At 66.7% G+C, this 23,840-nt stretch carries 23 protein-coding genes and 1 pseudogene; 16 read left to right on the forward strand and 8 right to left on the reverse strand.

Features of this window, described 5'->3' with window-relative positions:
* The 3 genes from FHU31_RS01435 (at position 1) to FHU31_RS01445 (ending at position 4,817) form a co-directional block, all read left to right on the forward strand.
* A complete protein-coding gene (locus tag FHU31_RS01435) occupies positions 1 to 1,266 on the forward strand; it encodes a sugar ABC transporter permease (protein ID WP_167154980.1) in 1,266 nt (421 codons plus the stop codon).
* A gap of 234 nt (positions 1,267 to 1,500) precedes the next feature.
* Positions 1,501 to 1,947 carry an MmpS family transport accessory protein gene (locus tag FHU31_RS01440; RefSeq protein WP_090359346.1) on the forward strand — a complete coding sequence of 149 codons (447 nt, stop codon included), beginning with the start codon at positions 1,501 to 1,503 and terminating at the stop codon, positions 1,945 to 1,947.
* Positions 1,944 to 4,817: an MMPL/RND family transporter gene (locus tag FHU31_RS01445; protein WP_167154985.1), complete on the forward strand. Its 2,874-nt coding sequence runs from the start codon at positions 1,944 to 1,946 to the stop codon at positions 4,815 to 4,817. Before FHU31_RS01440 ends, FHU31_RS01445 begins: the two co-directional genes overlap by 4 nt.
* Here FHU31_RS01445 and FHU31_RS01450 read toward each other — a convergent pair.
* From FHU31_RS01450 to FHU31_RS01460, 3 genes are all read right to left on the reverse strand, one after another.
* A complete protein-coding gene (locus tag FHU31_RS01450; RefSeq protein WP_409371253.1) occupies positions 4,757 to 5,269 on the reverse strand; it encodes a hypothetical protein in 513 nt (170 codons plus the stop codon). The genes FHU31_RS01445 and FHU31_RS01450 overlap by 61 nt on opposite strands.
* A gap of 94 nt (positions 5,270 to 5,363) precedes the next feature.
* Complete coding sequence (locus FHU31_RS01455; protein WP_167154987.1) at positions 5,364 to 6,392, reverse strand: fused (3R)-hydroxyacyl-ACP dehydratase subunits HadA/HadB; 1,029 nt, start codon at positions 6,390 to 6,392, stop codon at positions 5,364 to 5,366.
* A gap of 97 nt (positions 6,393 to 6,489) precedes the next feature.
* Positions 6,490 to 7,062 (reverse strand): TetR/AcrR family transcriptional regulator C-terminal ligand-binding domain-containing protein, encoded by a 573-nt coding sequence (locus FHU31_RS01460; protein WP_234901117.1) that lies wholly within the window; start codon positions 7,060 to 7,062, stop codon positions 6,490 to 6,492.
* A 281-nt stretch (positions 7,063 to 7,343) separates the two neighbouring features.
* Here FHU31_RS01460 and FHU31_RS01465 point away from each other — a divergent pair, with 281 nt between their 5' ends.
* The 4 genes from FHU31_RS01465 to FHU31_RS01480 all read left to right on the forward strand — a co-directional run bounded on the left by FHU31_RS01465 (position 7,344) and on the right by FHU31_RS01480 (position 11,961).
* Positions 7,344 to 7,643 carry a hypothetical protein gene (locus FHU31_RS01465; protein ID WP_167154991.1) on the forward strand — a complete coding sequence of 100 codons (300 nt, stop codon included), beginning with the start codon at positions 7,344 to 7,346 and terminating at the stop codon, positions 7,641 to 7,643.
* Positions 7,644 to 7,807: 164 nt separating this feature from the next.
* On the forward strand, positions 7,808 to 9,511 hold the full coding sequence (locus tag FHU31_RS01470) for a metallophosphoesterase (protein ID WP_167154993.1): 1,704 nt from the start codon (positions 7,808 to 7,810) through the stop codon (positions 9,509 to 9,511).
* Positions 9,512 to 9,580: 69 nt separating this feature from the next.
* Positions 9,581 to 10,711 carry a ferredoxin reductase gene (locus tag FHU31_RS01475; protein ID WP_167154995.1) on the forward strand — a complete coding sequence of 377 codons (1,131 nt, stop codon included), beginning with the start codon at positions 9,581 to 9,583 and terminating at the stop codon, positions 10,709 to 10,711.
* Between the two features lie 11 nt (positions 10,712 to 10,722).
* Positions 10,723 to 11,961 (forward strand): fatty acid desaturase family protein, encoded by a 1,239-nt coding sequence (locus tag FHU31_RS01480; protein WP_167154997.1) that lies wholly within the window; start codon positions 10,723 to 10,725, stop codon positions 11,959 to 11,961.
* Positions 11,962 to 11,973: 12 nt separating this feature from the next.
* Here FHU31_RS01480 and FHU31_RS01485 read toward each other — a convergent pair whose 3' ends face one another.
* A complete protein-coding gene (locus FHU31_RS01485) occupies positions 11,974 to 12,498 on the reverse strand; it encodes a hypothetical protein (protein ID WP_167155000.1) in 525 nt (174 codons plus the stop codon).
* A gap of 366 nt (positions 12,499 to 12,864) precedes the next feature.
* On the opposite strand from FHU31_RS01485, the gene FHU31_RS01490 reads away from it, so the two are divergent.
* Both FHU31_RS01490 and FHU31_RS01495 read left to right on the forward strand, forming a co-directional pair.
* On the forward strand, positions 12,865 to 13,851 hold the full coding sequence (locus tag FHU31_RS01490) for a glycoside hydrolase family 6 protein (protein ID WP_167160491.1): 987 nt from the start codon (positions 12,865 to 12,867) through the stop codon (positions 13,849 to 13,851).
* A complete protein-coding gene (locus tag FHU31_RS01495; protein WP_167155003.1) occupies positions 13,848 to 15,494 on the forward strand; it encodes an ABC-F family ATP-binding cassette domain-containing protein in 1,647 nt (548 codons plus the stop codon). The genes FHU31_RS01490 and FHU31_RS01495 overlap by 4 nt, the downstream gene beginning before the upstream one ends.
* A gap of 4 nt (positions 15,495 to 15,498) precedes the next feature.
* On the opposite strand, the gene FHU31_RS01500 is transcribed toward FHU31_RS01495, so the two are convergent.
* The 3 genes from FHU31_RS01500 to FHU31_RS01510 form a co-directional block, all read right to left on the reverse strand.
* Positions 15,499 to 15,723, reverse strand: coding sequence for a hypothetical protein (locus FHU31_RS01500; protein ID WP_167155006.1), 225 nt, complete (start codon positions 15,721 to 15,723; stop codon positions 15,499 to 15,501).
* A 50-nt stretch (positions 15,724 to 15,773) separates the two neighbouring features.
* Positions 15,774 to 17,888: an MDR family MFS transporter gene (locus FHU31_RS01505; RefSeq protein WP_167155009.1), complete on the reverse strand. Its 2,115-nt coding sequence runs from the start codon at positions 17,886 to 17,888 to the stop codon at positions 15,774 to 15,776.
* A gap of 160 nt (positions 17,889 to 18,048) precedes the next feature.
* The gene (locus FHU31_RS01510) at positions 18,049 to 18,504 is read right to left on the reverse strand and encodes a hypothetical protein (RefSeq protein WP_167155012.1); all 456 of its coding nucleotides are present in this window, start codon (positions 18,502 to 18,504) and stop codon (positions 18,049 to 18,051) included.
* A gap of 336 nt (positions 18,505 to 18,840) precedes the next feature.
* Here FHU31_RS01510 and FHU31_RS01515 point away from each other — a divergent pair, with 336 nt between their 5' ends.
* From FHU31_RS01515 to FHU31_RS01525, 3 genes are read left to right on the forward strand one after another with little or no spacing between them, the layout of a single operon-like run.
* Positions 18,841 to 19,014, forward strand: a complete 174-nt coding sequence (locus FHU31_RS01515; protein ID WP_167154288.1) for a hypothetical protein — start codon at positions 18,841 to 18,843, stop codon at positions 19,012 to 19,014.
* Positions 19,015 to 19,035: 21 nt separating this feature from the next.
* The gene (locus FHU31_RS01520) at positions 19,036 to 19,530 is read left to right on the forward strand and encodes a GNAT family N-acetyltransferase (RefSeq protein WP_167155015.1); all 495 of its coding nucleotides are present in this window, start codon (positions 19,036 to 19,038) and stop codon (positions 19,528 to 19,530) included.
* Positions 19,531 to 19,579: 49 nt separating this feature from the next.
* Positions 19,580 to 21,025: a phospholipase D-like domain-containing protein gene (locus FHU31_RS01525; RefSeq protein ID WP_167155018.1), complete on the forward strand. Its 1,446-nt coding sequence runs from the start codon at positions 19,580 to 19,582 to the stop codon at positions 21,023 to 21,025.
* Between the two features lie 18 nt (positions 21,026 to 21,043).
* On the opposite strand, the gene FHU31_RS01530 is transcribed toward FHU31_RS01525, so the two are convergent.
* Positions 21,044 to 22,024, reverse strand: coding sequence for an amidohydrolase family protein (locus FHU31_RS01530; protein WP_167155021.1), 981 nt, complete (start codon positions 22,022 to 22,024; stop codon positions 21,044 to 21,046).
* A gap of 123 nt (positions 22,025 to 22,147) precedes the next feature.
* Between FHU31_RS01530 and FHU31_RS01535 the strand changes: the two genes are divergently transcribed.
* The 4 genes and pseudogenes from FHU31_RS01535 to FHU31_RS31375 form a co-directional block, all read left to right on the forward strand.
* A complete protein-coding gene (locus FHU31_RS01535) occupies positions 22,148 to 22,315 on the forward strand; it encodes a hypothetical protein (protein WP_167155024.1) in 168 nt (55 codons plus the stop codon).
* 3 nt (positions 22,316 to 22,318) lie between these two features.
* Positions 22,319 to 23,149: an LLM class F420-dependent oxidoreductase gene (locus FHU31_RS01540; protein WP_167155027.1), complete on the forward strand. Its 831-nt coding sequence runs from the start codon at positions 22,319 to 22,321 to the stop codon at positions 23,147 to 23,149.
* A gap of 85 nt (positions 23,150 to 23,234) precedes the next feature.
* The gene (locus FHU31_RS01545) at positions 23,235 to 23,606 is read left to right on the forward strand and encodes a VOC family protein (protein ID WP_167155031.1); all 372 of its coding nucleotides are present in this window, start codon (positions 23,235 to 23,237) and stop codon (positions 23,604 to 23,606) included.
* Positions 23,607 to 23,840: pseudogene (locus FHU31_RS31375) on the forward strand (RNA polymerase subunit sigma-24); the annotation flags it as partial.

The raw sequence follows: 23,840 nt of genomic DNA on the forward strand, positions 1-23,840 counted from the left end.
ATGACCACGCTCAATCCGAAACTGGCCGACGCGGACTTCGCTGCCGACGCCCGTACCGACGAATCCTTCCGCGATGCGGTGCGCAGCTATCTGCGGCGCGTGCGCGGCGGCGACATGGGGTCGCTGCCCGCCGTCCTCGGCCTCATCGTGTTGTTCACCGTGTTCTGGCTCGCCAATGAGCGTTTCACCTCGGCACTGAACCTGGCCAACCTCGTCACCCAGGCCGGCTCGATCTGCGTGCTCGCCATGGGACTGGTGTTCGTGCTGTTGCTCGGCGATATCGACCTGTCCGCGGGCGTGGCAGGAGGCGTGTCGGCGTGCGCGATGGGTCTGATGATCGTCAACGGCGGCTGGCCCTGGTGGGCCGGGGTGCTCGCGGGCGTCCTGTGCGGTGCGGCGATCGGCCTGGCGATCGGCCTGCTGCGTGCCAAACTCGGCATTCCGTCGTTCGTCGTGACGCTGGCCTTCTTTCTCGGCCTGCAGGGCGTGACGTTGAAACTCATCGGGGAAGGCGGCTCGATCCGCGTCGACGACCCTGTCATCCGCGGTATCACCATCGACAACATGCCGGTCACCGCGGGATGGCTGTTCGCGCTGCTGATCGTCGCCGGCTTCACTGGTCTCGAGTTGTATCGGCACCGTACCAAGGTCACCCAGGGGTTGGTCCATCCGCCGATCGGTGTGGTGATCGCGCGCATCATCGGGGTGGCCGTGGTGACACTCGGCGTGGCCTACGTGCTCAACCTCAACCGCAGCGTCAACCCGAACGTCGAGATACGCGGCATTCCTTATGTTCTGCCTCTGGTGGGGGCGCTGCTCATCGCGCTGAGCGTGGTCCTCAACCGCACCTCCTACGGTAGGCACATCTATGCAGTGGGCGGGAACGCCGAAGCGGCGCGCCGGGCCGGTATCAACGTCGCCCGTATCCGGATGTCGGTGTTCGTGGTCTGCTCGTCGCTGGCAGCGCTCAGTGGCATCATCGCCGCCTCCTACGGCGGCAAGGTGTCCGCATCGTCGGGCGCCGGCAACGTGTTGTTGTACGCCGTCGGCGCGGCCGTGATCGGCGGCACCAGCCTGTTCGGCGGTAAGGGCCGGGCCCTGGACGCCGTCATCGGCGGGGTGGTGGTGGCCACCATCGCCAACGGGTTGGGCCTGCTCAACCAGTCGTCCTACATCAACTTCCTGGTGACCGGCGGGGTCCTGTTACTCGCGGCAAGCGTCGACGCGATCTCGCGGCGGCGCAGGTCGGCGACAGGCCTGGCCTGAACAATCGACCGGGACGACCGAGAGTCATTGTCCCGTAATGCCACTCGGGTCGCAGCACGCGATCTGGCGCACACACGCCCACCTCGGGCCATCGCGGGACGCACCCGCGTGCTCGGGTAGGTCGCAGCTCGGTGTTGTGATGCCCGCTCTCTTGTCGTACCGTCAACCTGGTTGATTAGCCGTCCTAAAAGCCTCTACGGTCCGCGCCTGTCGCCGCTCACGAAAGGGTCACGGATGCAGCGGGTTTCGTTCAGTCGAAAGCTGGGAAAACGCTGGATGCTTCTCGTCGCGGTGGCGGTGGTCGCCATCGCGGGCTTCACGGTCTTTCGCTTGCACGGAATCTTCGCCTCGACGGATGTCACGTCCACCCCCAGCGGCTCGGACAACGACATCGTGCCGTTCAACCCCAAACACGTGGTGATCGAGGTGTTCGGCCCGCCGGGCACCGTCGCCACCATCACCTACCTGGACGTGGACGCGCAACCGCAGCGCGCCGATGGTGTCACGTTGCCCTGGGCCTATGACACGACGACCACTCAACCGGCCGTCTTCGTCAACGTCACGGCACAGGGCGACAGTGACTCGATCGGTTGCCGGATCAAGATCGATGACGCGGTCAAGGACGAGAGAACGGTGAACACCCTGAACGCCCTCACCTACTGCCTGGACAAATCCGGATGAGCTCCTTCATCCGACGGTTCTCGGTGCTGATCGCCTTCTTCTGGCTGGGCCTGGCGGTCGTCACGAACGTCTTCGTGCCGCAGCTGGAGACCGTGGCCGAATCGCACAACGTGTCGCTGAGCCCGCACGATGCACCATCCCTGCAGGCCAGCAAGCAAATCGGCAAGGTGTTTCAGGAGTTCGACTCCGACAGTTCGGCGATGATCGTGCTGGAGGGCGACCAGCCGCTCGGTGCCGAAGCGCACCACTACTACGACGGCCTGGTGCAGAAGTTGTCCGAGGACACCAAGCACGTCGAACACATCGACAACTTCTGGGGCGATCCGCTGACGGCGGCCGGATCGCAGAGCGCCGATGGCAAGGCGGCGCTGGTGCAGGTCTACCTCGCCGGCAATCAGGGCGAGTCACTGGCCAACGAATCCGTGGATGCGGTACGTGACATCGTCAACCACACCCCGCCGCCGCCGGGCCTGAAAATCTACGTCACCGGCGCGGCGCCACTGGTCACCGATCAGTTCGAGGTGGGCCGCCACGGCACGCTGAAGACCACGCTGATCACCCTCGGGGTCATCGCGGTGATGCTGTTCTGGCTCTACCGTCGGCTCACCACGGTGTTCTTCGTGATCTTCACGGTGATGATCGAACTGACCGCATCCCGCGGCGTCGTGGCCGTGCTCGCGAACGCGGGCATCATCGAGCTGTCGACGTATTCGACGAACCTGCTGACGCTGCTGGTGATCGCCGCCGGCACCGACTACGCGATCTTCCTGCTCGGCCGATTCCACGAAGCGCGATACGCCGGGCAGGACCGCGTCTCGGCATTCGACACGATGTACCACGGGACCGCGCACATCATTCTGGGTTCGGGTCTGACCATCGCGGGCGCCGTCCTGTGCCTGACCTTCACCCGGCTCCCGTACTTCCAGAGTCTGGGCGTCCCGGCCGGCACCGGCGTGCTCGTCGCGGTGGTGGCGGCGCTGACCCTCGCGCCGGCGTTGCTGGTCATCGGCCGCCATTTCGGTCTGTTCGAGCCGGCCCGGCCGATGCGCACCATGGGCTGGCGGCGTATCGGCACCGCCATCGTCCGGTGGCCCGGGCCGATACTGGCGGGGACGGTCGCGATCGCGCTCATCGGTCTGCTCGCCCTGCCGCGCTATCAGACCAGCTACGACGCCCGGCCCTATATGCCCGCGGGTGCCCCGGCCAACGTCGGCTACGCCGCGGCGGAACGACACTTCTCGCAGGCGCGGTTGAACCCCGAGTTGTTGATGATCGAAGCCGACCACGATCTGCGCAATTCCACCGACATGATCCTGCTGGAGCGGGTCGCCAAGGCGATCTTCCACACCGACGGTATCGCGCAGGTGCAGTCGATCACCCGGCCCCTGGGCACCCCGCTGGACCACACGTCGATCCCGTTCCAGATCAGCGCGGGCAGCGCTGCTCAGATCAACAACCTGCCCTTCCAGCAGGCGCGCGGTGCGGATCTGCTCAAACAGGTTGACGTGATCAACAATTCGATCGACGTGCTGCGCCAGCAGTACGCGCTGCAACAACAGTCCGGCGCCGTCACCGACGAGCAGGCCAAGGCCTTCGCGCAGACCGTGCAGACCGCCAACGATCTGCGCGACAAGATCGCCAACTTCGACGACTTCTTCCGGCCCCTGCGCAACTACTTCTATTGGGAGCCGCACTGTTTCGACATCCCGGCATGCGCCGCCCTCAGGTCGGTGTTCGACGCGCTGGACGGTATCGACGCGCTGACCGATCAGTTGAGCAACGTCGCGGGCAGTATCGCGAAACTCGATGCGCTGCAACCCAAGCTGCTCGCGTTGATCCCGCCGCAGATCCAGAGCCAGCAGACCAACCGCGATCTCACGCTGACGAACTATGCCACCACCTCGGGAATCAACGACCAGACCGCCGCCGCACTGCAGAACGCCACCGCACTGGGCCAGGCGTACGACGCGTCGAAAACCGATGATTCCTTCTATCTGCCGCCCGAGGCGTTCAGCAATCCCGAATTCCTGCGCGGGATGAAGCTGTTCATGTCACCAGACGGCAAAGCCGCCCGGATGATCATCACGCACGAAGGCGATCCCGCTACGCCCGAAGGTATTTCGCATATCGACGCCATCCGGCATGCCGCCCAGGGCGCGGTCAAGGGCACACCCCTGGGGGGCTCCAAGATCTACCTCGCCGGTACCGCGGCCACCTACAAGGACATCCAGGACGGCGCCAAGTACGACCTCATGATCGCCGCGATCGCCGCGCTGAGCCTGATCCTTCTGGTGATGATGTTCATCACCCGCAGCATCATCGCGGCGATCGTCATCGTCGGTACCGTGGCGCTGTCCTTGGGCGCCTCGTTCGGCCTCTCCGTGCTGATCTGGCAGGACATCCTCGGCATCGACTTGTTCTGGATCGTGCTGGCACTGGCCGTCATCCTGCTGTTGGCCGTGGGCTCGGATTACAACCTGCTCCTGATATCCCGATTCAAGGAGGAGATCGGTGCCGGCGTGAACACCGGCATCATCCGGGCGATGGCCGGATCCGGCGCGGTGGTGACGGCGGCCGGGCTGGTGTTCGCGGCCACCATGGCCTCGTTCGTCTTCGCCGACCTGCGCATCCTCGGCCAGATCGGTACGACGATCGCCCTCGGGCTGTTGTTCGACACGCTGATCGTGCGGTCGTTCATGACACCGGCCATCGCGGCCCTGCTCGGTCGCTGGTTCTGGTGGCCGCTGAAGGTGCGTCCCCGGCCCGCCAGCCAGATGCTCCGGCCCTACGGCTCCCGCGCCTCGGTCCGTCAGCTCCTGCTCTGGGAGGACGACGACGACGTCGCCGAGGTGGCCCCGGAGTCCCGATAGACCGGCTCGGCCACCTCGACATCCCGCAGGTTGAGATCCCGCAGGTTCCTCTTCAGCCGGGCCACCCGGCGCAGCTGAGCAGCGATGTTCATCGAGGTCAGCATCGGGATACCGCCGATGAAGGTGCGAAACGACGGGTTGCCGCCGTGTACGTGCAACTCGTAGAGGCAGCCCACCACATAGAAGAAGCCACAGCTGAAGAGCACGGCGGGTATCGCGTAGGCGAGCGGCGAGCGGGCGTCGTCGACCAGTTCGGTGGCGTAGTCGAACTCTTCTTGGGACAGCGTTTCGCGCTTGCGCAGTTTGGCCAGCACGGCTTTGTGGGCGCCGACCTGTTCGCCCATCGCCGCGGGCGTGCGGTTCTCCAACCGGCGGATGTAGACGAAGACGCACGCGACGAGAGACAGGGCCAGCATCCCGTCGAGAATGGTGAGATCACCCCAGAGGTTCACCGTGTGCTCCTCTTTCCACGGACCCAGGAAACGTTAATTGGACTAAGTATCTCTCCGGGTGCGCCGGCCGGCAAGGTGTGCGCGCCGGCTGCCCTCAGCTGAACCGGACGTTGAGCGTCGCCAAGCCGAAGATCTTCCGGCCCTGCGACTTGGCGCCGACCAGCACGACACCGGAGCGGGTCTGCGGGTCCAGCGACTTGATCTTGCCGCTGTACTCGATGTCCGCGCCGCCGGCAGCCGGCACCACCGCGGGCTGCGACAGGCGCACCGCGTAGCGGGTCACCGCGCCGGGGTCGCCCGACCAAGCCGAGAAGAATGACGCGCCCAATCCCATGGTGAGCATGCCGTGGGCGATCACGTCGGGCTGGCCGGCCAGCTTGGCGATGTTCTCGTCCCAGTGCAGCGGGTTGGCGTCGCCGGAGACGCCGGCGTAGTTCACCAGGTCGCCGCGGGACAGCCGAGTGTGGTGCACCGGCAACTCGTCGCCGACCGCGAGCTCGTCGAACGACGGTGACCCGGGCGTCCGGGTGGTGCCGCCTCCGGCGATCCGGATCTCGCCCTCGGGCCGCACCGTCTTGCGGTAGTCCTCGGGGTGCTCGGCGCCGAGCATGTTGATGCCGTGCATCATCACGCCCTGCACGGCGGGCTTGATCGCCGGATCGACGTCCTCGCCGGTGACGCCGACGACGGTGGTGTGCAGCGTGTGCACCACCTCGCCGGCGGTGTCGGTGAACGTGTTCGTGACGGTGATCAGGTCGCGGCCGGCCACCCGGCGCACCGAGGTCAGCTCGATGTCGATCTGCAGCTCATCGCCCTCGACGATCGGGCGGTGCTGCTCGAAGACCTCTTCGGTTTGCAGATACATGTCGTAGCCGACGACCACCGACTCGAACATGCGCTGGTTGCAGGCCATGGCAGGGCCGGAGGTGAACGTCAGCGGCGCGATCAGGCCCGGGTAGCCCAACGCCTTGGCGGCATCGACGTCCCAGTGGGCGGGGTGATCCGACTGGAGTGCCCGGGCGTACTCACGTATCTTCTCGCGTCCCACCAGGTACGTGTCGTCCATCTGGTAGTAATGGCCGACCCGGGACTCGAGTGCGGAGGTATCTGCTGCTGCGGTCATGGCTGTGCTCAACTTCTCTATCTGCGCGTTCGCTGAGGTTGACCTCAGCACATTAACGCGCCACCAGGCACTGAGCCCAACCGCGGACCACCGGTGGTCAGGAACGCACCGCGTGCCACACCAGATCGGCGACGACCCGGCAGTACGGCTCATCGATCGGTTCGCCGGTGAACAGGGCGCGCATATTGATCGGGGCCAACAGCAGCTCGAGGACGACGGCGGGTTCGATACCGTCGCGCAACTCGCCACGATCGCGCGCCCGGCCGAACACGATGCCGAGCCGCTGCACGCGGACCCGCCACAACGTACGCCGGATCTCGATGCCATCGAGAAACGGTTCGCCGATCAGGTGCGAACCCTGGATCTGGTGGCCTTGATCGGATCCCAGATACGCGGCCATCCCGACGGCGAGCGCGTACAGATCGCCGCGAAGGGAACCGGTGTCGGGGGGCGCCGCCTCGCGGCCGGCACCGTCCAGGAGCACATCCATGATGAGTGCCGCTTCATCCGTCCAGAACTCGAGGATCTCGTCCACCGGCAGACCGTTGCGATCCGCCAACGCCACGATGCTGAATCGATCGATACCCCACTTGGTCAGTTCCTGGCGGGCCGCCGCATGGACGAGTTCGCGGAACTCGGGTGTCAGCCCTTCCGTCTCAATGGCGCTCAAAAGCAACCCCCCCTTGGCCAATTCACCCATCCTAGCGGCCCCGTTGGCCAAGGCTGAGAAGGCTTCTCAATGGACCGGCGCAGCAACGTCGGACCTCAGCTGGGAAAGTCCGGAACCTGGGGCAAGCGCAGGAGCGTGGAGAATCAGCGAGTCGGGGCAGGCCCGCCGCGGGCGGGCGACGGCGAAACGGTGTGTCTTGCAGGGAGATTGATCCTGACCTCGATCGCACTGTTGCCCCCCGGCGATATCGGGTGGATCGTGGAGGGATGTGGTGCGGGCGGATGTTGGTCGGGGCGGTGTTGATCGCTGCGGCGCTGACCGCCGCCCCCGCCGCGCACGCGGAGGGGGCCGATGCGGTCATCGCCGACCTCGAAGACCAGGGTTACCTGGTCCACATCAACTGGGTGAACGGCTACGACACCAAACCGCTGTCCTCGTGCACGGTGGTCGCGGTGAACAATCCCGATCACTCGGGTGCGCCGCCGGCGACCGGTGACACCGTGTACGTCGACGTGCGCTGCCCGAACCACAACGATGACGATCCGGGCGGTGAGTTCGGCATCGGTATCGGGTTCGGCTGAGCCGGCTCGAATTTACATACTCGTCAAAATGCGCTGCCGCGCAGCTTATTTCGTTTCCCGGCAGCCGAGACCCATCACGCAGAGTAGGTCGTTCGCTGGAAGTTCGGTCCGGGTTTCCCCGGTGCGGTGCGCATGGCGGCGCGATCTGAGCCACCATCGGTGGAATGGCCCGCAACTCACCCCTCGACGCCAGGGACGTACCCGACACCGGGATCCCGGTGGAGATTGCGGCCGCCATGAGCATGGCCGAGCGCCATGACTGGCACCTGAACTACCTGCGAAGCAGACTGGTCTCCCGCCGCCTCTTCCTCGGTGGGGCGGCGGCCGCCGCAGCGATCGCCGCGGTGGGCGGATCCCCGTTCGGGGTTCGCGCCTACGCGGACGACGCGCCGCTGGGGGTGGCCAACCGCCGGGTGGGGTACGGCTCGGATGCCTCGACTCAGCTGCGGTTGTCCGCGCAGCTCTCCCGAAATCCCAAGGGTACGAGAGTTTTCCTGGACCACGGCCCGACGGCCGACCTGGGCGCGACGGTGCAGGCCGAGATCCGGAATCTGGTGACCCAGATCCCCGATGGCCGCGGCGGCGTGCTGGCCGCCGAACAGTTCTATGTGCACGCCCCGATCGACGGTCTGCCCGGCGCGGCGGCGCACCACTACCGCTGGCGCACCGACGACGGCTTCCTCGGCGATGTGCGCTCGGCCTCGACGGCGATGCCGAGCGCCAGGGCGGCCACCGGCCCGTTCCGGTTCACCATGATCGGAGACCAGGGCACCGACGACACGCCGCTGCTGCCGCCCGGCCTCGCCGCCGGTGAATACGACGACCGCTACTACAAGCCCGACAACGACCCGGACGTGCCGCACACGGCCAATGTGCTGCGCCAGATCATCGCGGCGCGCCCCGACTTCCACGTGCTGGCCGGCGATATCGCGTACGCCGATCCGTCGGGCATGGGGAGGCCGGGTGCGTTCGTCGGCCCTGGCGGTACGCCGCCCGCGGGCTTCGACAAGTTCAACCCCTTCGTCTGGGATGTCTACCTGGGCTCCATCGAAGGCAGCGCCTCGACGACGCCGTGGATGTTCGCCACCGGCAATCACGATATGGAGGCGGCGTACGGGACACACGGGTACGGGGGCCATCTCGCCAGGCTGGACTTTCCCGGCAACGGTCCCGCGAACTGCCCGTCGGTGTACTCGTTCGTCTACGGCAACGTCGCGGTGCTGTCGCTGGACGCCAATGACGTGAGCTACGAGATCACCACCAACACCGGATACTCCGGGGGCGCCCAAACAACGTGGACGGCAAGGACACTCGCGGCGTACCGAGCCGACCCGGATATCGACTTCATCGTCTGCTTCTTCCACCACTGCGCGTACTCCACCACCGACGCACACGCCAGCGACGGCGGCCTGCGGGCGGCATGGTGCGACCTGTTCGACCGATACCAGGTCGACCTCGTCCTGCAGGGTCACAATCACGTGTTCGAGCGCACCGACCCGATCCGGGGCGGGGCACCGACGAGGGTCGCCCTGGACAACTCCGTGGTCTATCCCGCCACGGAGGGCACGGTCTATTACACCGTCGGGTGCGGCGGCCGCCCGCGATACGGCTTCCAGCCCGGTGAACTGGAGAGCTACCGCGGCCATGTGCTCGACGATCTGAGCGTGCCGAACAGCTATGTCTGGAACGCCGCCGGTGGCAAGCAGGCCGAGGCGGTCAACTGGTCGCGGGTGCGGTTCCGCAACTACGCGTTCCTGCGGGTCGACGTGCGGCCCGGCGTCCTGGTCAGTGAGATGGACGTGACTGCCGTCGACGAATACGGACGGGAGTTCGACACACTCACCTACCGGCGCCCGGTACGCACCTGAGAACGCCGGGGACGGATTTCGGGGCGGTGTGAGGTGTGAACTACCTTACTCGCGGGTAATAACACCGGCATGGTCACAGCGATGCGCCGGCTGGCCCGGTGGAGTATCAGGCCCGCCAAGAACGTCGAGACGGCTGTCAGCCCGAAGGTGAACGTACTGCGCGGGTTGACCGCCCGCGCCACCACCCCGTTGCTTCCCGATGACTACCTGAAAATGCTGAACCCGCTGTGGTCGGCACGCGAGCTGCGCGGCGAGGTGGTCGATGTGCAGCGCGAGACCGAGGACACCGCGACGGTGACGATCAAACCGGGTTGGGGGTTCGCGGCCGACTACCAGCCGGGGCAGTACGTCGGCATCGGGCTGCGGGTCGACGGCCGCTGGCACTGGCGGTCCTATTCGCTGACCTCGGTACCGCAGCGCGGTGCCAAGCACATCACCATCACCGTCAAAGCCACACCGGAGGGTTTCCTGTCGTCGCACCTGGTCAACGGCGTCGCGCCGGGAACCATCGTGCGGCTGGCGAAACCCAAGGGCGACTTCGCCTTACCCAACCCGCCGCCGGAGAAGCTGCTCTTCATCAGCGCGGGCAGCGGTATCACCCCGGTGATCGCCATCCTGAGGTCCTTGTCGGTCCGCGGGCAGCAGCCCGATATCGTGCACGTGCACTCCGCCCCGTCGGAAGCGTCTGTCATCTTCCGAGACGAACTGCGGGCACTCGAAAAGCGGCATCCCAGTTACCGGCTGCACCTTCAGCTCACCGAGACGGCCGGGCATCTGGACTTCACCAGGTTGGATGGTGCGGTTGCGGACTGGAGGGCACGGTCGACGTGGGCATGCGGGCCGGCCCAGATGCTCGACGATGTCGAGGACGCGTTTCATCGGGTGGGCCTCGACGCTGCCCTGCATGTCGAGCGGTTCACGATCGAGCGGACCGACAAAGGCGGTGAGGGCGGCACGGTGACCTTCGCGGTATCCGGCAAATCGATCGAGATCGACGGTGCCACCTCACTTCTCGAAGCGGGTGAGAAGGTCGGTATCCAGATGCCGTTCGGGTGCCGGATGGGGATTTGTCAGACCTGTGTGCTGGCCCTGGAGGAGGGGCACGTGCGCGATTTCCGCTCGGGCGTCGAGCACGGGGCCGGGGATCGGATCAACACCTGCGTCTCGACCGCATCCGGTAACTGCACACTCAAGGTCTAAGGGGAACAATCATGGCCATCACCGATATCAAGCGGTATGCACATCTGACGCCAGCCGATGTGGAAGCGCTTGCCCGCGAACTGGATACGATCAGATCAGATATCGAAGAGTCGCGGGGCGAGCGCGATGCCCGTTACATCCGGCGAGCCATCCAGCTTCAGCGCGGTCTGGGCGTCGGTGCCCGCGTCCTGCTGTTCGCCAGTCACCACAAGGTGGCCCGCCGGGCCGGTATCGCGATGCTGGCGACGGCGAAGATCATCGAGAATATGGAGTTGGGGCACAACATCACCCATGGCCAGTGGGACTGGATGAACGATCCGGAGATCCATTCGACCGAGTGGGAATGGGACACCACCTCGCCCACCGAACACTGGAAGAAGTCGCACAACTTCATCCACCACAAGTACACCAATGTGGTCGGTCTCGACGACGATATCGGCTACGGCATCATGCGGCTGACGCGAGATCAGCGGTGGGAACGCTGGATGATCGGCAACCCGGTGTACAACCTGCTACTGGGCACATTCTTCGAATGGGGCGTCGCCGCACACGGTCTGGAGACCGCGAAGGTGCGTGCCAAGGAGAAGTCCTGGGTCGAGGTCCGCAAAGACCTCCGGGTGATCGGTAAGAAGGTGGGTAAACAGGTCGGCAAGGATTACCTCGTCTTTCCTGCACTGTCGGCCAAGAACTGGAAGAGCACGCTCAAGGCGAATGCGGTGGCGAACCTGATCCGCAACTACTGGTCTTATATGGTCATCTTCTGCGGGCACTTTCCCGACGGCGCAGAGAAATTCACTCGCCAGGAGTTCGAGACCGAGACGCCGGCGGAATGGTATCTGCGCCAGCTGCTGGGCTCCGCGAACTTTCGCGCGGGTCCACTGATGGCGTTCATGAGCGGGAACCTGTGCTACCAGATCGAGCACCATCTCTTCCCCGACCTGCCCAGCAATCGCTACGCGGAGATCGGCGAGCGGGTGCGGGCGCTGTGCGAGAAGTACGATCTGCCGTATACGACGGGATCGCTTCCGCGCCAGTACTTCCAGTCGTTCTGGACCATCGTCAAGCTCGCGCTTCCGGACAAGCTCCTCAGGGCGACGTCCGACGACGCGCCGGAGACGAACTCCGAACTGAAATTCCGGATCCGGGCCGGTATGCGGGAGAGCTTCGGCGTCGATCCTGCTACCGGGCGGCGGCGCGGGCTGCGCACGGCGATCCGCGAACTGGAGACCGCGGCGATGGCCACCGGCTAGGCCGGTCGGCGATCAGCGCGGTTCGGTGCCTTTCAGAAGGAACTTGGCCGCCGCGAAGGACCGTGCGGCGCCTTTGAAATCGTCGTTCAGCCGACCGAATTCGCTGAAGGGTGAGGTCAGGCTCAAGGTCGCGCAGTGCGTGGTCAAGTCGTCGAGGTGAACCGTCAGCTGCCGCAGGGCAGCGGTGAGGGCACGATCGGGCGTCGGCAGGGAGGTGCGGATGCCTTGGTTGATGGCGGTCACATCGCGGCACACCGCGTGCATACCGGCGAAGTCGCCGCGGGTGATGGTCGCCATCAGTCGGTCGGATGCCGCTGCCAGCGCGCTCAGCGGTTGACCCTGCTCCCGCCGCCACGCACTGACAGGTCTGCTGCTGTACAACCGAACTCGTTCAGCACTCTGCGTACTGGCGGCCAGCGCAGGAGCCGACACGGCCGTGGTATGCACGGCGCCTCGGTCGGACTGGAGCGCGCCGTCGGCACCGACCACGCCAAGCGCCAGCACCAAGATCACCGCGAGCCGGTGGGAGCGTTTCACTGTGCGTGCTCACATACTTTTTTCGAGTCGGGGCAGGTCCGGTGGGCACTCTATCTCACCGCCGGTGGGCTAGGTGCCGTTTGTATTCGGCACGCGGGCCGGAGTTTTGCGAGGCCACGGGGTGCCGCGACCGGGCGAGTCGACCCTCAGGTTGAAGTTGAGGGTTGTCCGCCGCGCATAGCGAACAGTCTGTGGAACCCCGCGCGGTTGCTGTCATGGTCACTCCTCGGCAAGGGTGCTGTATGTATGCTTTTGGCGCGTCGCCTCACGATTTGCCGACCAGCGGCCCCAGCATCGTTGCGGAGCGGCGCAGCGGGCCGCTGTAATTGGCACTCATTGTGTTGCGACACTATGTTTTTGGGCGTGATGTCCTCAGCTGCCGGCGTGGTCGCTCGGTGGGTCGCTCCGTTGTTGACCGTGGCGGCCATGGCGGGCGTGGGCCTCGTCGCCGGTCCGGTGCAGACCCCCGCCATCCGCCTGGTCGATGATGCCAACCCGCTGGCGGGAATGCCGTTCTATGTCAACCCCGGGTCGGCCGCCATGCGGGCGGCGCAGAGTGCGGACCCGCCCAGTCCGCAGTTGACCGCCATCGCCAACACCCCGCAGGGGTACTGGATGGACCGGTTGTCCACCCCGGCGGTCGACGCGGCCTACATCGCCGCCGCGCAGGCCGCGGGCACCAGACCGGTGCTGGCCCTCTACGGAATCCCGCACCGCGACTGCGGCAACTTCTCTGCCGGCGGGTTCTCCTCGGCGGACGCCTACCGAGGCTGGATCGACGGAGTCGCGGCGGCCATCGGTTCCGGGCCGGCCGCGGTCATCCTCGAACCCGATGCGCTCGCCATGGCCGACTGTCTGTCGGCCGATCAGCGTCAGGAGCGTCTCGACCTGATCCGGTACGGCGTCGACACCCTGACCCGGAACCCGGCCACCGCCGTCTACATCGACGCGGGTCATTCCCGCTGGACCAGCGTCGACAAGATGGCGGCCATGCTCAACGACGTCGGTGTGGCCAAGGCCAGCGGCTTCAGTCTCAACACCGCGAACTTCTTCACCACCGAGGAGGAGATCGGCTACGGCGAGGCGATCTCCGGACTGACCAACGGCGCGCACTACGTCATCGACACCTCGCGCAACGGCGTCGGACCGGTCGACAGCGATTCGTGGTGCAATCCCGCGGGCCGGGCCCTCGGCACGCCGCCCACGACCGCCACCGCCGGCGCACACGCGGATGCCTACCTGTGGATCAAGCGTCCCGGCGAATCGGACGGGTCGTGCGGGCGGGGCGACCCCGGAGCGGGCCGCTTCATGAACCAGTACGCGATCGATCTGGCGAGCAAAGCGGGTCTGTGACCGCAACCCTCGTCGCTTCGAACGTGGCGGGCGGTTACGCCCACCGCACCCTCTTCGAGGGCCTCGACGTGACGGTGGCGCCGGGCGAGGTGATCGGTGTCGTCGGCGCCAACGGTGCCGGCAAGAGCACGCTGCTGCGCATCCTGGCCGGCGATCTCGCCCCGCTGGAGGGCACGGTCAGCGTCGCGCCGGCCGACGCGTTCATCGGATGGCTGCCGCAGGAACACGAACGGGTGCCCGGTGAGACCGTCGCCGCCTACCTCGCACGCCGGACGGGCTGCGCGGCGGCGACCCTGGCCATGGAGACCGCGGCGGCGGCGCTTGCCGAGTCGGATACCGCTGCGGACACCTACTCGCGCGCGCTGGATCACTGGCTCGCCACCGGTGCGGCAGATCTCGACGAAAGGCTGCCCGCGGTGCTGGCAGACCTGGGACTCGACCCGCAGGCCGTGCCGCCGGAGTCGACCGAGATGACCTCGCTGTCGGGCGGACAGGCGGCCCGGGTGGGTCTGGCGGCGCTGGTGCTCTCGCGATTCGACATCGTGCTGCTCGACGAGCCGACCAACGATCTCGACCTCGACGGCCTCGACCGGCTGGAGCGTTTCATCTCGGACCTGCGCGGCGGTGTGGTGTTGGTGAGCCATGACCGAGAGTTCCTGGCCCGCAGCGTCACCCGAATTCTGGAACTCGATCTGGCGCAGAACACCACGACGGTGTTCGGCGGTGGCTACGAAAGCTATCTGGAAGAGCGGGAGGTGGGGCGGCGGCACCGGCGCGAGCAGTACGACGAATTCGCCGATAAGAAGGCCGATCTGGTGGCCCGCGCACGCGTCCAACGGGAGTGGTCCAGTCAGGGCGTGCGCAACGCGATGCGCAAGGCTCCCGACAACGACAAGAACCGGCGCCGTGCGCAAACCGAGTCCAGTGAGAAGCAGGCGCAGAAGGTGCGTCAGATGGAGAGCCGGATCGCCCGCCTCGAAGAAGTCGAGGAGCCGCGCAAGGAGTGGACGCTGCAGTTCACCATCGGCGCCGCGCCGCGGTCCAGCTCGGTCGTCGCGACACTCGACAACGCCGTTGTCCGCCAAGGCGACTTCGTGCTCGGGCCGGTGTCATTACAGGTGGCAGCCGGCGAGCGGATCGGAATCACCGGCCCCAACGGGGCGGGCAAGTCGACCTTGCTGCGGCTGCTACTGGGGCGCCGAAAGCCCGATGACGGCCGGGCCGCTCTCGGTGCGAATATCGCCGTCGGCGAGATCGACCAGGCCCGGGCCGAGTTCTCCGGCCCGGGGCGGCTTCTCGATCGTTTCGAGCAGCAGATGCCGTCGTGGTCGACCGCCGACGTGCGCACCCTGCTCGCGAAGTTCGGGCTGGGTGCCGACCATGTCGAGCGCGCGGTCGACGGGCTCTCACCCGGCGAGCGCACCCGAGCCGGGATGGCCCTGCTTCAGGCTCGCGGCGTGAATGTGCTGGTGCTCGACGAGCCGACCAACCATCTGGACCTACCCGCCATCGAACAACTCGAGCAGGCGCTCGAAACCTATGACGGCGCCTTGCTGTTGGTGACGCACGACCGCCGGATGCTGGAGAACGTGCGGCTGGACCGGACGTGGCGCGTGGCAGACGGTCAGGTCGACCAGCGATAGCGCATCAGTCGGCCGGTTGCTCGGCGCGGCGGCTGTCGAACGCGAAGAGGACCAGGCTGGCGACGAATCCGGTGGCAGCGACGACGGCGAGCAACACCGCCACGGCGGTGTGTCCGCCGAGCGCAAGCGCGAGTGACCCGGTGATCGCGATCAATGCCGCAAAGTTCAGGAGGAGCCCGATGGTGGCGGGTGCATCATCGCGTCCCGGCGGGCTGACTGGTGTGCTCATGGCGATCCATGTACCCACTCCGGCGGCGCGGAAAACCGCGGGGTGTCTTCCTACGGTGATCGATTGAACCGGAACGGCTGGGTCGGCGGCTCGCCTGCCGGCGCCCCCAGTTTCAGCGGCCGGGGTTCCTCGCGCTCCGCGATCCGTTCCAGCAGCACGCCGCGCGCGATCCGGTCGAGGGCGCCCTGCACCTGCATGCGATCCGCCCGACCGCCGAGACCGGCGCTGAAATCCTCTGACTGCGACAGTGATTCGGTTATCCAGCTGGAGATGAGGTCGCGGGCCTTGTTGATCTCGGCGGCGCCGGCGGGTGTCAGTGAGAACTGGTCGGCGACCCGCGTCGCGTACCGGGTGGCGACCAGCCGGTCGAAGGTGGGCTCCAGGATCTGGCGCGGCACCCGGCGCTCCTCGGCGATGTCGACGATATCCGCGGTCCCGGTGACCGACGCGTGCCGGTAGATCTGCATCAGCGCCCACAGGGCCGCGGTATCCACCCGGCTGCGCGGGGACCGTGCGAGCGCCTCCAGATCGACGCCGTGGCTGCGTTGCAGCAGCCGCCCGATCGCGACTTCGAGCAGCTTCTCCGGAGATTCGGTGGTCGGCATGCCGAAGCCCTCGCCCATATCGGTGCTGCCGCTCGCGGCGGTGTCGCGCAGCGGAACCTGCTTGAGGAACCACGCCAGGATGAAACCGAGGACGGCGACCGGTGCCGCGAACAGGAACACCCGGCTGAGCGAGTCGGCGTAGGCGTCGATGATGGGGGCGGCCACGTCGTGGGACAGCTGGTGCAATACCTGCGGTGAGGTGGCCGCCTGGGCCGGGGCGCCGCTTCGGGCCATCGCCGCGGGAAGGCGGTCGTCGAGGAAGTTCGAGAACATCGATCCGAAGATGGCGGCCCCGAATGAGCTGCCGATCGTGCGGAAGAACGTGACCCCGGAGGTCGCGACGCCGAGGTCGGTGAAGTCGACGGTGTTTTGCACGACCAGGACCAGCACCTGCATGCTCAGGCCGATCCCGGTACCCAGCACCAGCAGGTACAGCGACTGAACCAGGGTGGAGGTACCGGCATCCATCTGGGAGAGCAGCACGAAGCCGAGTGCCATGATGGCGGTGCCCGCGATGGGGAAGATCTTGTAGCGCCCGGTACGGCCGACGATCACACCGCTGCCCAGGGATGTCACCAGCAGTCCCGCCACCATGGGCAGGGTGCGTAACCCGGAGGCGGTGGCCGAGACGCCGTCGACGAACTGCATATAGGTCGGCAGGAAGGTCAACGCGCCGAGCATCGCGAAGCCCACGACGAACGACAACACACAACAGACGGTGAAGACGGGGTTGGCGAACAACCGGATGGGCAGGATCGGTTCGACGGCGCGCCGCTCGGCGGCGATGAAGGCGATGAGCGCCGTGGCGGACCCGACGAAGAGCGCAAGGATGGTCGGCGAGCCCCAGGCGTAGGTGGTGCCGCCCCAACTGGTGGCCAGGGTCAGCCCGGCGGCGCCGAGGCCGATGAGCACGATGCCCGCATAGTCGAGGACCGGCCGCGCGGTGCGGGTCAACTCCGGGATGGCCACGGCCGCGATCGCGATCACCACGACGGCCACCGGCACATTCACCCAGAACGCCCATCGCCAGGTGAGGTGGTCGGTGAACAGTCCGCCGAGCAACGGGCCGATGACGGTGGTGACGCCGAAGACCGCGCCGAGTGCCCCCTGGTAGCGGCCGCGTTCCCGGAGCGGGATCACCTCGCCGATCACCGCGACCGCCGTCACGGTGATGGCGCCACCCCCGAGTCCCTGCAGAGCTCGCGACGCGACCAGCATCTCCATCGACTGGGCCAGGCCGCACAGGATCGAACCCGCCAGGAACAGCAGGACCGCCAGTTGGAACACCTTCTTGCGGCCGAAGATGTCGCCGAGCTTGCCGACCACCGCGGTGACGATCGTCGACGCGAGCAGATAACTGGTGACCACCCAGGCCTGGTGGCCGGCGCCACCGAGATCCGCGACGACGGTCGGGAGCGCCGTCGCGACGATGGTCTGGTCCAGGGCGGCCAGCAGCATGCCGAGCACCACCGCCAGAAAGGTGAGATTGCGCTGGCGGTGGTTCGCGGCGTCGACGGGCGGTACCGGGTCGGCGGCCCGTGGTGACGTGCTCACGGACATCACTGCGTTCCTCCTGTGCACTGGTGGTGACCGTGGTCGGCGTACCCGTGTCGGCCGGCGATGACACGTGCGTCGCAGGGCCAGCACATCTCAGTGGGATGGGAATGCGATATGAGTCAGCTGAGCGCGGCCGATGAGTTCCCGCCCGGCAACCGAGTGGTCATCTGACCGGGCTCGCGCTTCGCGGTGCGGGCGCGTGGAAGGCCGGGACGGCTTGGGTGACGCGGCGCTGGTCGCGCATGATCCGCCGGTTGAGAATCCGCTCGTCCCTGGGGGTCACGGTGCGGTTCTGGCGGGCCAGCAGATCCAGCTGTTCCCAGCTGAGACCGTCCAGGTCGCCGTCGGCGTCATGGGTGGCCACGACGATGCTGCCACGCAGCAGCGGAACCGTTTTCGCGGTGAAAGACGTGGTCGCCAAGAGTAGTTCGGAGGCCCGGCGATTGACGCGGCGCTGGCACCGCCGGGAAGTCGGGCTGAACCAGAAGTCGAACTGGCGGTCAGCGCTGGTCAGGCACTGCAGCCCTTGGTCGTGGATGAGCTGGGTGATATCGGCCTGGGTGTAGGCGCGGGTTTCATATACGGCGCCGGTGGCGCTGAAGTAGAGGACGGTGTTCATGATGATGACCCATTCGGCTCTTTCTCTGTGGACGGGTGCGCCGGCGCCCCGGCGCTGTTGCCAGAGATACCCGTGTGACAATTGAGGTAAACGTCGATCACGGTTCGGATAATTCCCGCGAAGCGAACCGTGCCCTTCCGGTATCTCCGTGCACCTGCACGGTGTTTAGCCGACGTGCGCTCGACAGATGACTGGCGGCGACGTCCCGGTACCACATCCTGCCAACCGTGCGCCAATTTCTGCCAACGGAATTAACCGTACTGACCTGCGTGTTATGAGAGTCAGACCGGCCAGGAGAACCCCGAACCGGTAAGCGGACCCCAAGCAGAAGGACTGATGAAAATGAAGAAGTTCGGATTTGCCAGCGTCATCGCCACCGGATTCGCCGCCGCCCTCGTCGGGTTGGCCGCGCCGGCTCAGGCCGATATCACCCACCACGACTGGGTGCACGAAATCCAGCAGCACGCGAGCACCGGCCAGGTGACGTCGACCTTCGGCAACGGCCGGTGAGCGGCTTGTAGCGTGTCCTGGATGTGCGCGGGGACGGTCGAGTTCGTGATGGTGCGGCAGGACGACCCGCTGGCGGAACCCCTGTTGGCGGAGCTCGGCCTGGAGTACCGCGCGCGCTACGGCGATCTGAGCGGTACCGAATACGCCGATATGCGCAGCTATCCGGCCGAGCAGTTCGCGCCGCCGGGCGGCGTGCTCGTGGTGGGGTTATCCGGCGGAATACCGGTGGCAGGGGGCGCTTTTCGCCGCCTGGACGCCTCGACGGCCGAGCTGAAACGGATCTGGACATCGTCGGAGCACCGTGGTCGCGGTTACGGCAAACTCGTGGTGGCCGAGCTGGAGCGCATTGCGCGGGAACGCGGCTATCGCCGGGTGTACCTGACCACCGGCCCCCGCCAGCCCGAGGCGGTGGCGCTGTATCTGTCGACCGGATACACCGCGCTGTACGACCGGGCGTTGCCCGCCGAGCAGGTCGGCGTGCACGCTTTCGAGAAGCAGCTCGGCGCCGCCGGGTAGGCGCTGCCACAGACCAGCGCCAGCTGCGTCGGTGTGGTAGACAGCGGCTGTGTCTGGCGATTTGGTGCTCCAGCCGGGCCGGACGTGCTGGCGGGTGGAACACGCCGGCAAGGTCGCCTTCATCGTCGACGGCGCGGACTACTTACGGCACGTCAAGGCCGCGATGCTGCGTGCCCGCCATCGGATCATGCTGATCGGCTGGGATTTCGACGGCAGGACCACCATGGAGCAGGGCGAGACCACGCTGCCCGGGCCCAATCAGTTGGGGGCTCTGCTCTACTGGCTGATGTGGAAGCGGCCCGACCTGGAGATCCACGTCCTGAAGTCCAATCTGCGGCTGCTCCCGGTGTTCGACGATCTCTGGTACGGGCTGACGCCGGTGACGGTACTGAATCGGCTCAGCGGCAGGCGAATCCGATTCGCGGTGGACGGCCGGCATCCGACCGGTGCGGTCCACCACCAGAAGGTCGTGGTCATCGACGACGTGCTGGCTTTCTGTGGCGGTATCGACCTCACACTGGGACGCTGGGACACCTCAGAACACTTGGATGACAGCGTGTTCCGCCGGGACTACGGCCCCCGGCACGAGATCGCCGCGGCGGTCGACGGTGCGGCCGCGAGCGGGCTGGGTGACCTTGCCCGGGACCGATGGGAGGCGGCCACCGGTCAGTCCCTGGACCGGCTGGAGGTGACGAACCAGGCGTGGCCGCGCGGTCTGGAACCCGACGCGACCGATGTCGGCGTGGGTATCGCGCGGACCATCCCGGACCTCCCGGACCGCGACGAGGTACGCGAGGTGGAGGCACTGAACCTGGCGGCCATCGCGGCGTCCCGGCGGACCGTCTATCTGGAGAATCAGTACCTGGCTTCCCGGCGTCTCGCCGATGCGCTCGCCGATCGGCTACGGGATCCCGACGGGCCGGAGATCGTCATCGTGCTGCCCCGCCGGTCCGAGAGCCGGTTGGAGCAGGAATCGATGGACAGCGCGCGCAAGCTGCTGCTCGAAGAGCTCTGGGCTGCCGACAACCAGCACCGGCTGGGCGTCTATTGGCCGGTGACCGACGCCGGCGCGCCGATCTATGTCCACTCCAAGATCCTGGTCGTCGATGACAGGTTGCTGCGCATCGGCTCGTCCAACCTGAACAACCGGTCGATGGGCTTCGACAGTGAGTGCGATGTGGCCATCGAGTCGGGTCCGGCAGATGACTCCCTCCGGCAGACGATCACCGCTTTCCGGAACCGACTGATCAGCGAACATCTGGGTGTCGCCGCCGGCGACTTCGACGCAGCACTGCAGGACGGCGCGACCTTCCTGGAGGCCACCGAGGCACTGATCGGCGAGGGCAGGACGCTGCGCCGGTTCACCGCGGATACGGTTGTCGGCGAAGGCAGCCCGCTCGCGGAGAACGAGCTGATGGATCCCGACCACGTGCCCAGCTCACTGGCCACCAGCCTGCGGCGACTCCTCACCAGGCTGGGCAACTCGCGCGGGTGAACGGCCGATGGCCTCGCATCACCGGGACGGATCCGGTATCCGGTCGCCGAACAGTCGCAGCGCGTTCTGGTAGCCGACCTTGCGGCGGTCGGCCTCACTCATCGGATACGAGGCCAGGAATTCGGCGCCGGCGACGTTGTCATCCATCGGATAGTCCACCGAGAACATCACCCGATCGGCGCCGAGCACCGACAGTGTGCAGGCCATGGCGGGCGGGGAGAAGTTTCCGCTCGTGGTGACGTAGAAGTTGTCCCGCAGATACTGCGACGGGAGCTTGGCCAGATCGCCGCCTGATCCGCCCAGTCCGTAGTAGCGGTCGGTGCGGAAGGCGGTGAACGGCAACATCTCTCCGAGGTGGCCCAGGATCATCTGGAGTTTCGGATGCCGGTCGAACAGCCCGGAGTAAATCAGCCGGAGTGCATGCGTACCGGCTTCGACCGCGAAACCCCAGGATGCGAGGTGCAGACCCTGATCGGTGTACGGGGCGAACCAGGCGGCCATGACCGCCGGGTGCGGTGTGGTCGGGTGCAGGTAGATGGGCACGCCCAAGCTCTCGGCCGCGTCGAACAGTGGCTCATACGCGGGATCGTCGAGATACCGCCCGTGGGTGTGACCGTTGATCAGCGCACCGGCGAAGCCGAGGTCGGTGACTGCGCGGCGCAACTCGACGGCTGCGGCATCCGGATTCTGGGTGGCCAGCGTCGCGAAGGCGCCGAATCGATGGGGGTACTGCCGTACCGTCTCGGCCACATTGTCGTTGGCCCGGCGCGCGTAGTCCACCGCCAGCGCGGTGTCGGTGTACTCCTGTACGCCGGGATCGAACAGAGACAGGATCTGGAAGTCGATGCCGGCGGCGTCCATCTGCTCAAGCCGTAACGGCCCGCGATCGTAGAGCCGGTCGTAGCCGAGCTGATTGTGTGTGCGCAACCAGCCCGCCACCTCGTTGCCGTCGCTGACGGGATCCCAGGCGAAATGCTCTTCCAGCGCGATCAGGTGCATGCCGCTGAGGATACGTAGGGCGACTGCCACTCGACGGTCAATTGCTGCCATCGGAATTACCGGGCCGGGCCGGGCGTTATCCACGCCAGAAGCAACCCGAGCATCCCACGAAAGGGATTGGAAATGAAGAAGTTTGGATTCACCGGAGTCATCGCCACCGCGTTCGCCGCCGCCGTCGTCGGACTGGCTGCGCCCGCGCAGGCCGATATCGCCCATCACGAGTGGGTGCACGACAACCAGCAGCGTGCCACCACCGGTCAGGTGACAGCGACCTTCGGTAACGGTCGCTGATCGATGAAGTTCGGAATCTCGACCTTCGTGACCGATGACACCATCGACACCGTCACGCTGGCCCAGGCCATCGAGGAACGGGATTTCGACGCGCTGGCCATCGCCGAACACACGCATATCCCGGCCAGCCGGGAATCGGCGTACCCGTTGGGCGGCGAGCTACCCGCCATCTACTACCGGACCCTGGACCCGTTCGTCACGCTCGCGGCGGCCGCGGCTGTCACCTCCCGCATCCAGCTGGTCACCGGTATCGCGCTGCTCATCCAGCGCGACCCGATCATCGCCGCCAAAGAAGCCGCCAGCATCGACCTGATCTCCCACGGCCGCTTCGTGTTCGGCGTCGGCGCCGGGTGGAATCTGGAGGAGTTACGCCATCACGGCACCGACCCGAAGACGCGCGGCGCGCTGCTGGACGAGCGGATCGAAGCGATCAAGGCGCTCTGGACCACTGAGCCCGCCGAATACCACGGCAAGTACGTGGACTTCGACGCGTCCTACCTGCGGCCCAAACCGGTACAGACGCCGCACCCGCCGATCCTCATCGGTGGCGACTCGGATGCCACCGTCAAGCGCGTCATCCGGCACGGTGCGGGTTGGATCTCCAATCCGCTCCCCGTGGAGCGACTGACCCGACGCATCGAGCAGCTGCGCGACGGCGCCGGTCACGATGTGCCGCTGAGCACGTTCGGCATCCCGCTGAACCCCGAGTACTGGTCCGCCTTGGAGCGCCTCGGCTTCGGGCAACTGAACCTGTTGCTGCCGAGCCTGCCGCGCGATGAGGCGCTGCGCCTGCTCGACGACTACGCCGACTCGGTGGCGAAGTACCGCGGTTAGCGGGCCCGGAAGAGCAATTACTGTCAGGTTGTTGTCAGGTAACCGGGCGTGCAGGTGCGCGCCCGGTCTGACGTACTGACGGGGGATGGTCGTGAGCATTCGGTTGGGCGCGGTGGCGGTGGACTGCCCGGACCCGGCGGCACTCGGTGATTTCTATCGGGAGGTGCTGGGGCTCAAAGTGGTGCTGTCCACCGCGGACGTCGTCGCGCTGGAGGGGTCGGGGTTCCTGTTGAGCTTCGAGCGTGTCGAGGACCATCGGCCGCCGACCTGGCCCGGCGGGCAGATGCCCAAGCAGCTGCACCTGGACCTGGCGGTCGCCAACCTCGACGTGGAGGAGACCCGAATCCTGGCGTTGGGGGCCACCAAGGCCGAGATCCAGCCCAACCCGGAGAAGTGGCGGGTACTGATCGACCCGGCGGGACACCCGTTCTGCATCACGGTGGTGTTCCGGCCGTGAGGTGAGGCCGACGGGCCGCACGCCGGGCTGGCCGCCCTGGTCGAGCTGGATCCCGCGCTGCCCCGTTACACCGCCGCGGCGGCGCACCTGCACGAGCGGGCGGGCGAAAACGCAACGGCGGCAGATCTTTACGCGCACGCGGCGGCCGAGGCGGACAACGTCGCCGGACGCCACCATCTCACGATCCGCGCGGCGACCCTGCGGCAGCGGCTGGGGGACGGAAACCCGGCCTGA

Source organism: Mycolicibacterium fluoranthenivorans (assembly GCF_011758805.1).
GTDB lineage: Bacteria > Actinomycetota > Actinomycetes > Mycobacteriales > Mycobacteriaceae > Mycobacterium > Mycobacterium fluoranthenivorans.

Excerpts from the sequence above, each read along its gene's own strand:
- FHU31_RS01435 (WP_167154980.1), top strand. The coding sequence starts at position 1 with ATGACCACGCTCAATCCGAAACTGGCCGACGCGGACTTCGCTGCCGAC.
- FHU31_RS01440 (WP_090359346.1), top strand. The coding sequence starts at position 1,501 with ATGCAGCGGGTTTCGTTCAGTCGAAAGCTGGGAAAACGCTGGATGCTT.
- FHU31_RS01445 (WP_167154985.1), top strand. The coding sequence starts at position 1,944 with ATGAGCTCCTTCATCCGACGGTTCTCGGTGCTGATCGCCTTCTTCTGG.
- FHU31_RS01455 (WP_167154987.1), bottom strand. The coding sequence starts at position 6,392 with ATGACCGCAGCAGCAGATACCTCCGCACTCGAGTCCCGGGTCGGCCAT.
- FHU31_RS01465 (WP_167154991.1), top strand. The coding sequence starts at position 7,344 with ATGTTGGTCGGGGCGGTGTTGATCGCTGCGGCGCTGACCGCCGCCCCC.
- FHU31_RS01470 (WP_167154993.1), top strand. The coding sequence starts at position 7,808 with ATGGCCCGCAACTCACCCCTCGACGCCAGGGACGTACCCGACACCGGG.
- FHU31_RS01475 (WP_167154995.1), top strand. The coding sequence starts at position 9,581 with ATGGTCACAGCGATGCGCCGGCTGGCCCGGTGGAGTATCAGGCCCGCC.
- FHU31_RS01480 (WP_167154997.1), top strand. The coding sequence starts at position 10,723 with ATGGCCATCACCGATATCAAGCGGTATGCACATCTGACGCCAGCCGAT.
- FHU31_RS01490 (WP_167160491.1), top strand. The coding sequence starts at position 12,865 with ATGTCCTCAGCTGCCGGCGTGGTCGCTCGGTGGGTCGCTCCGTTGTTG.
- FHU31_RS01500 (WP_167155006.1), bottom strand. The coding sequence starts at position 15,723 with ATGAGCACACCAGTCAGCCCGCCGGGACGCGATGATGCACCCGCCACC.
- FHU31_RS01505 (WP_167155009.1), bottom strand. The coding sequence starts at position 17,888 with ATGTCCGTGAGCACGTCACCACGGGCCGCCGACCCGGTACCGCCCGTC.
- FHU31_RS01510 (WP_167155012.1), bottom strand. The coding sequence starts at position 18,504 with ATGAACACCGTCCTCTACTTCAGCGCCACCGGCGCCGTATATGAAACC.
- FHU31_RS01515 (WP_167154288.1), top strand. The coding sequence starts at position 18,841 with ATGAAAATGAAGAAGTTCGGATTTGCCAGCGTCATCGCCACCGGATTC.
- FHU31_RS01520 (WP_167155015.1), top strand. The coding sequence starts at position 19,036 with ATGTGCGCGGGGACGGTCGAGTTCGTGATGGTGCGGCAGGACGACCCG.
- FHU31_RS01530 (WP_167155021.1), bottom strand. The coding sequence starts at position 22,024 with ATGCACCTGATCGCGCTGGAAGAGCATTTCGCCTGGGATCCCGTCAGC.
- FHU31_RS01535 (WP_167155024.1), top strand. The coding sequence starts at position 22,148 with ATGAAGAAGTTTGGATTCACCGGAGTCATCGCCACCGCGTTCGCCGCC.
- FHU31_RS01540 (WP_167155027.1), top strand. The coding sequence starts at position 22,319 with ATGAAGTTCGGAATCTCGACCTTCGTGACCGATGACACCATCGACACC.
- FHU31_RS01545 (WP_167155031.1), top strand. The coding sequence starts at position 23,235 with ATGGTCGTGAGCATTCGGTTGGGCGCGGTGGCGGTGGACTGCCCGGAC.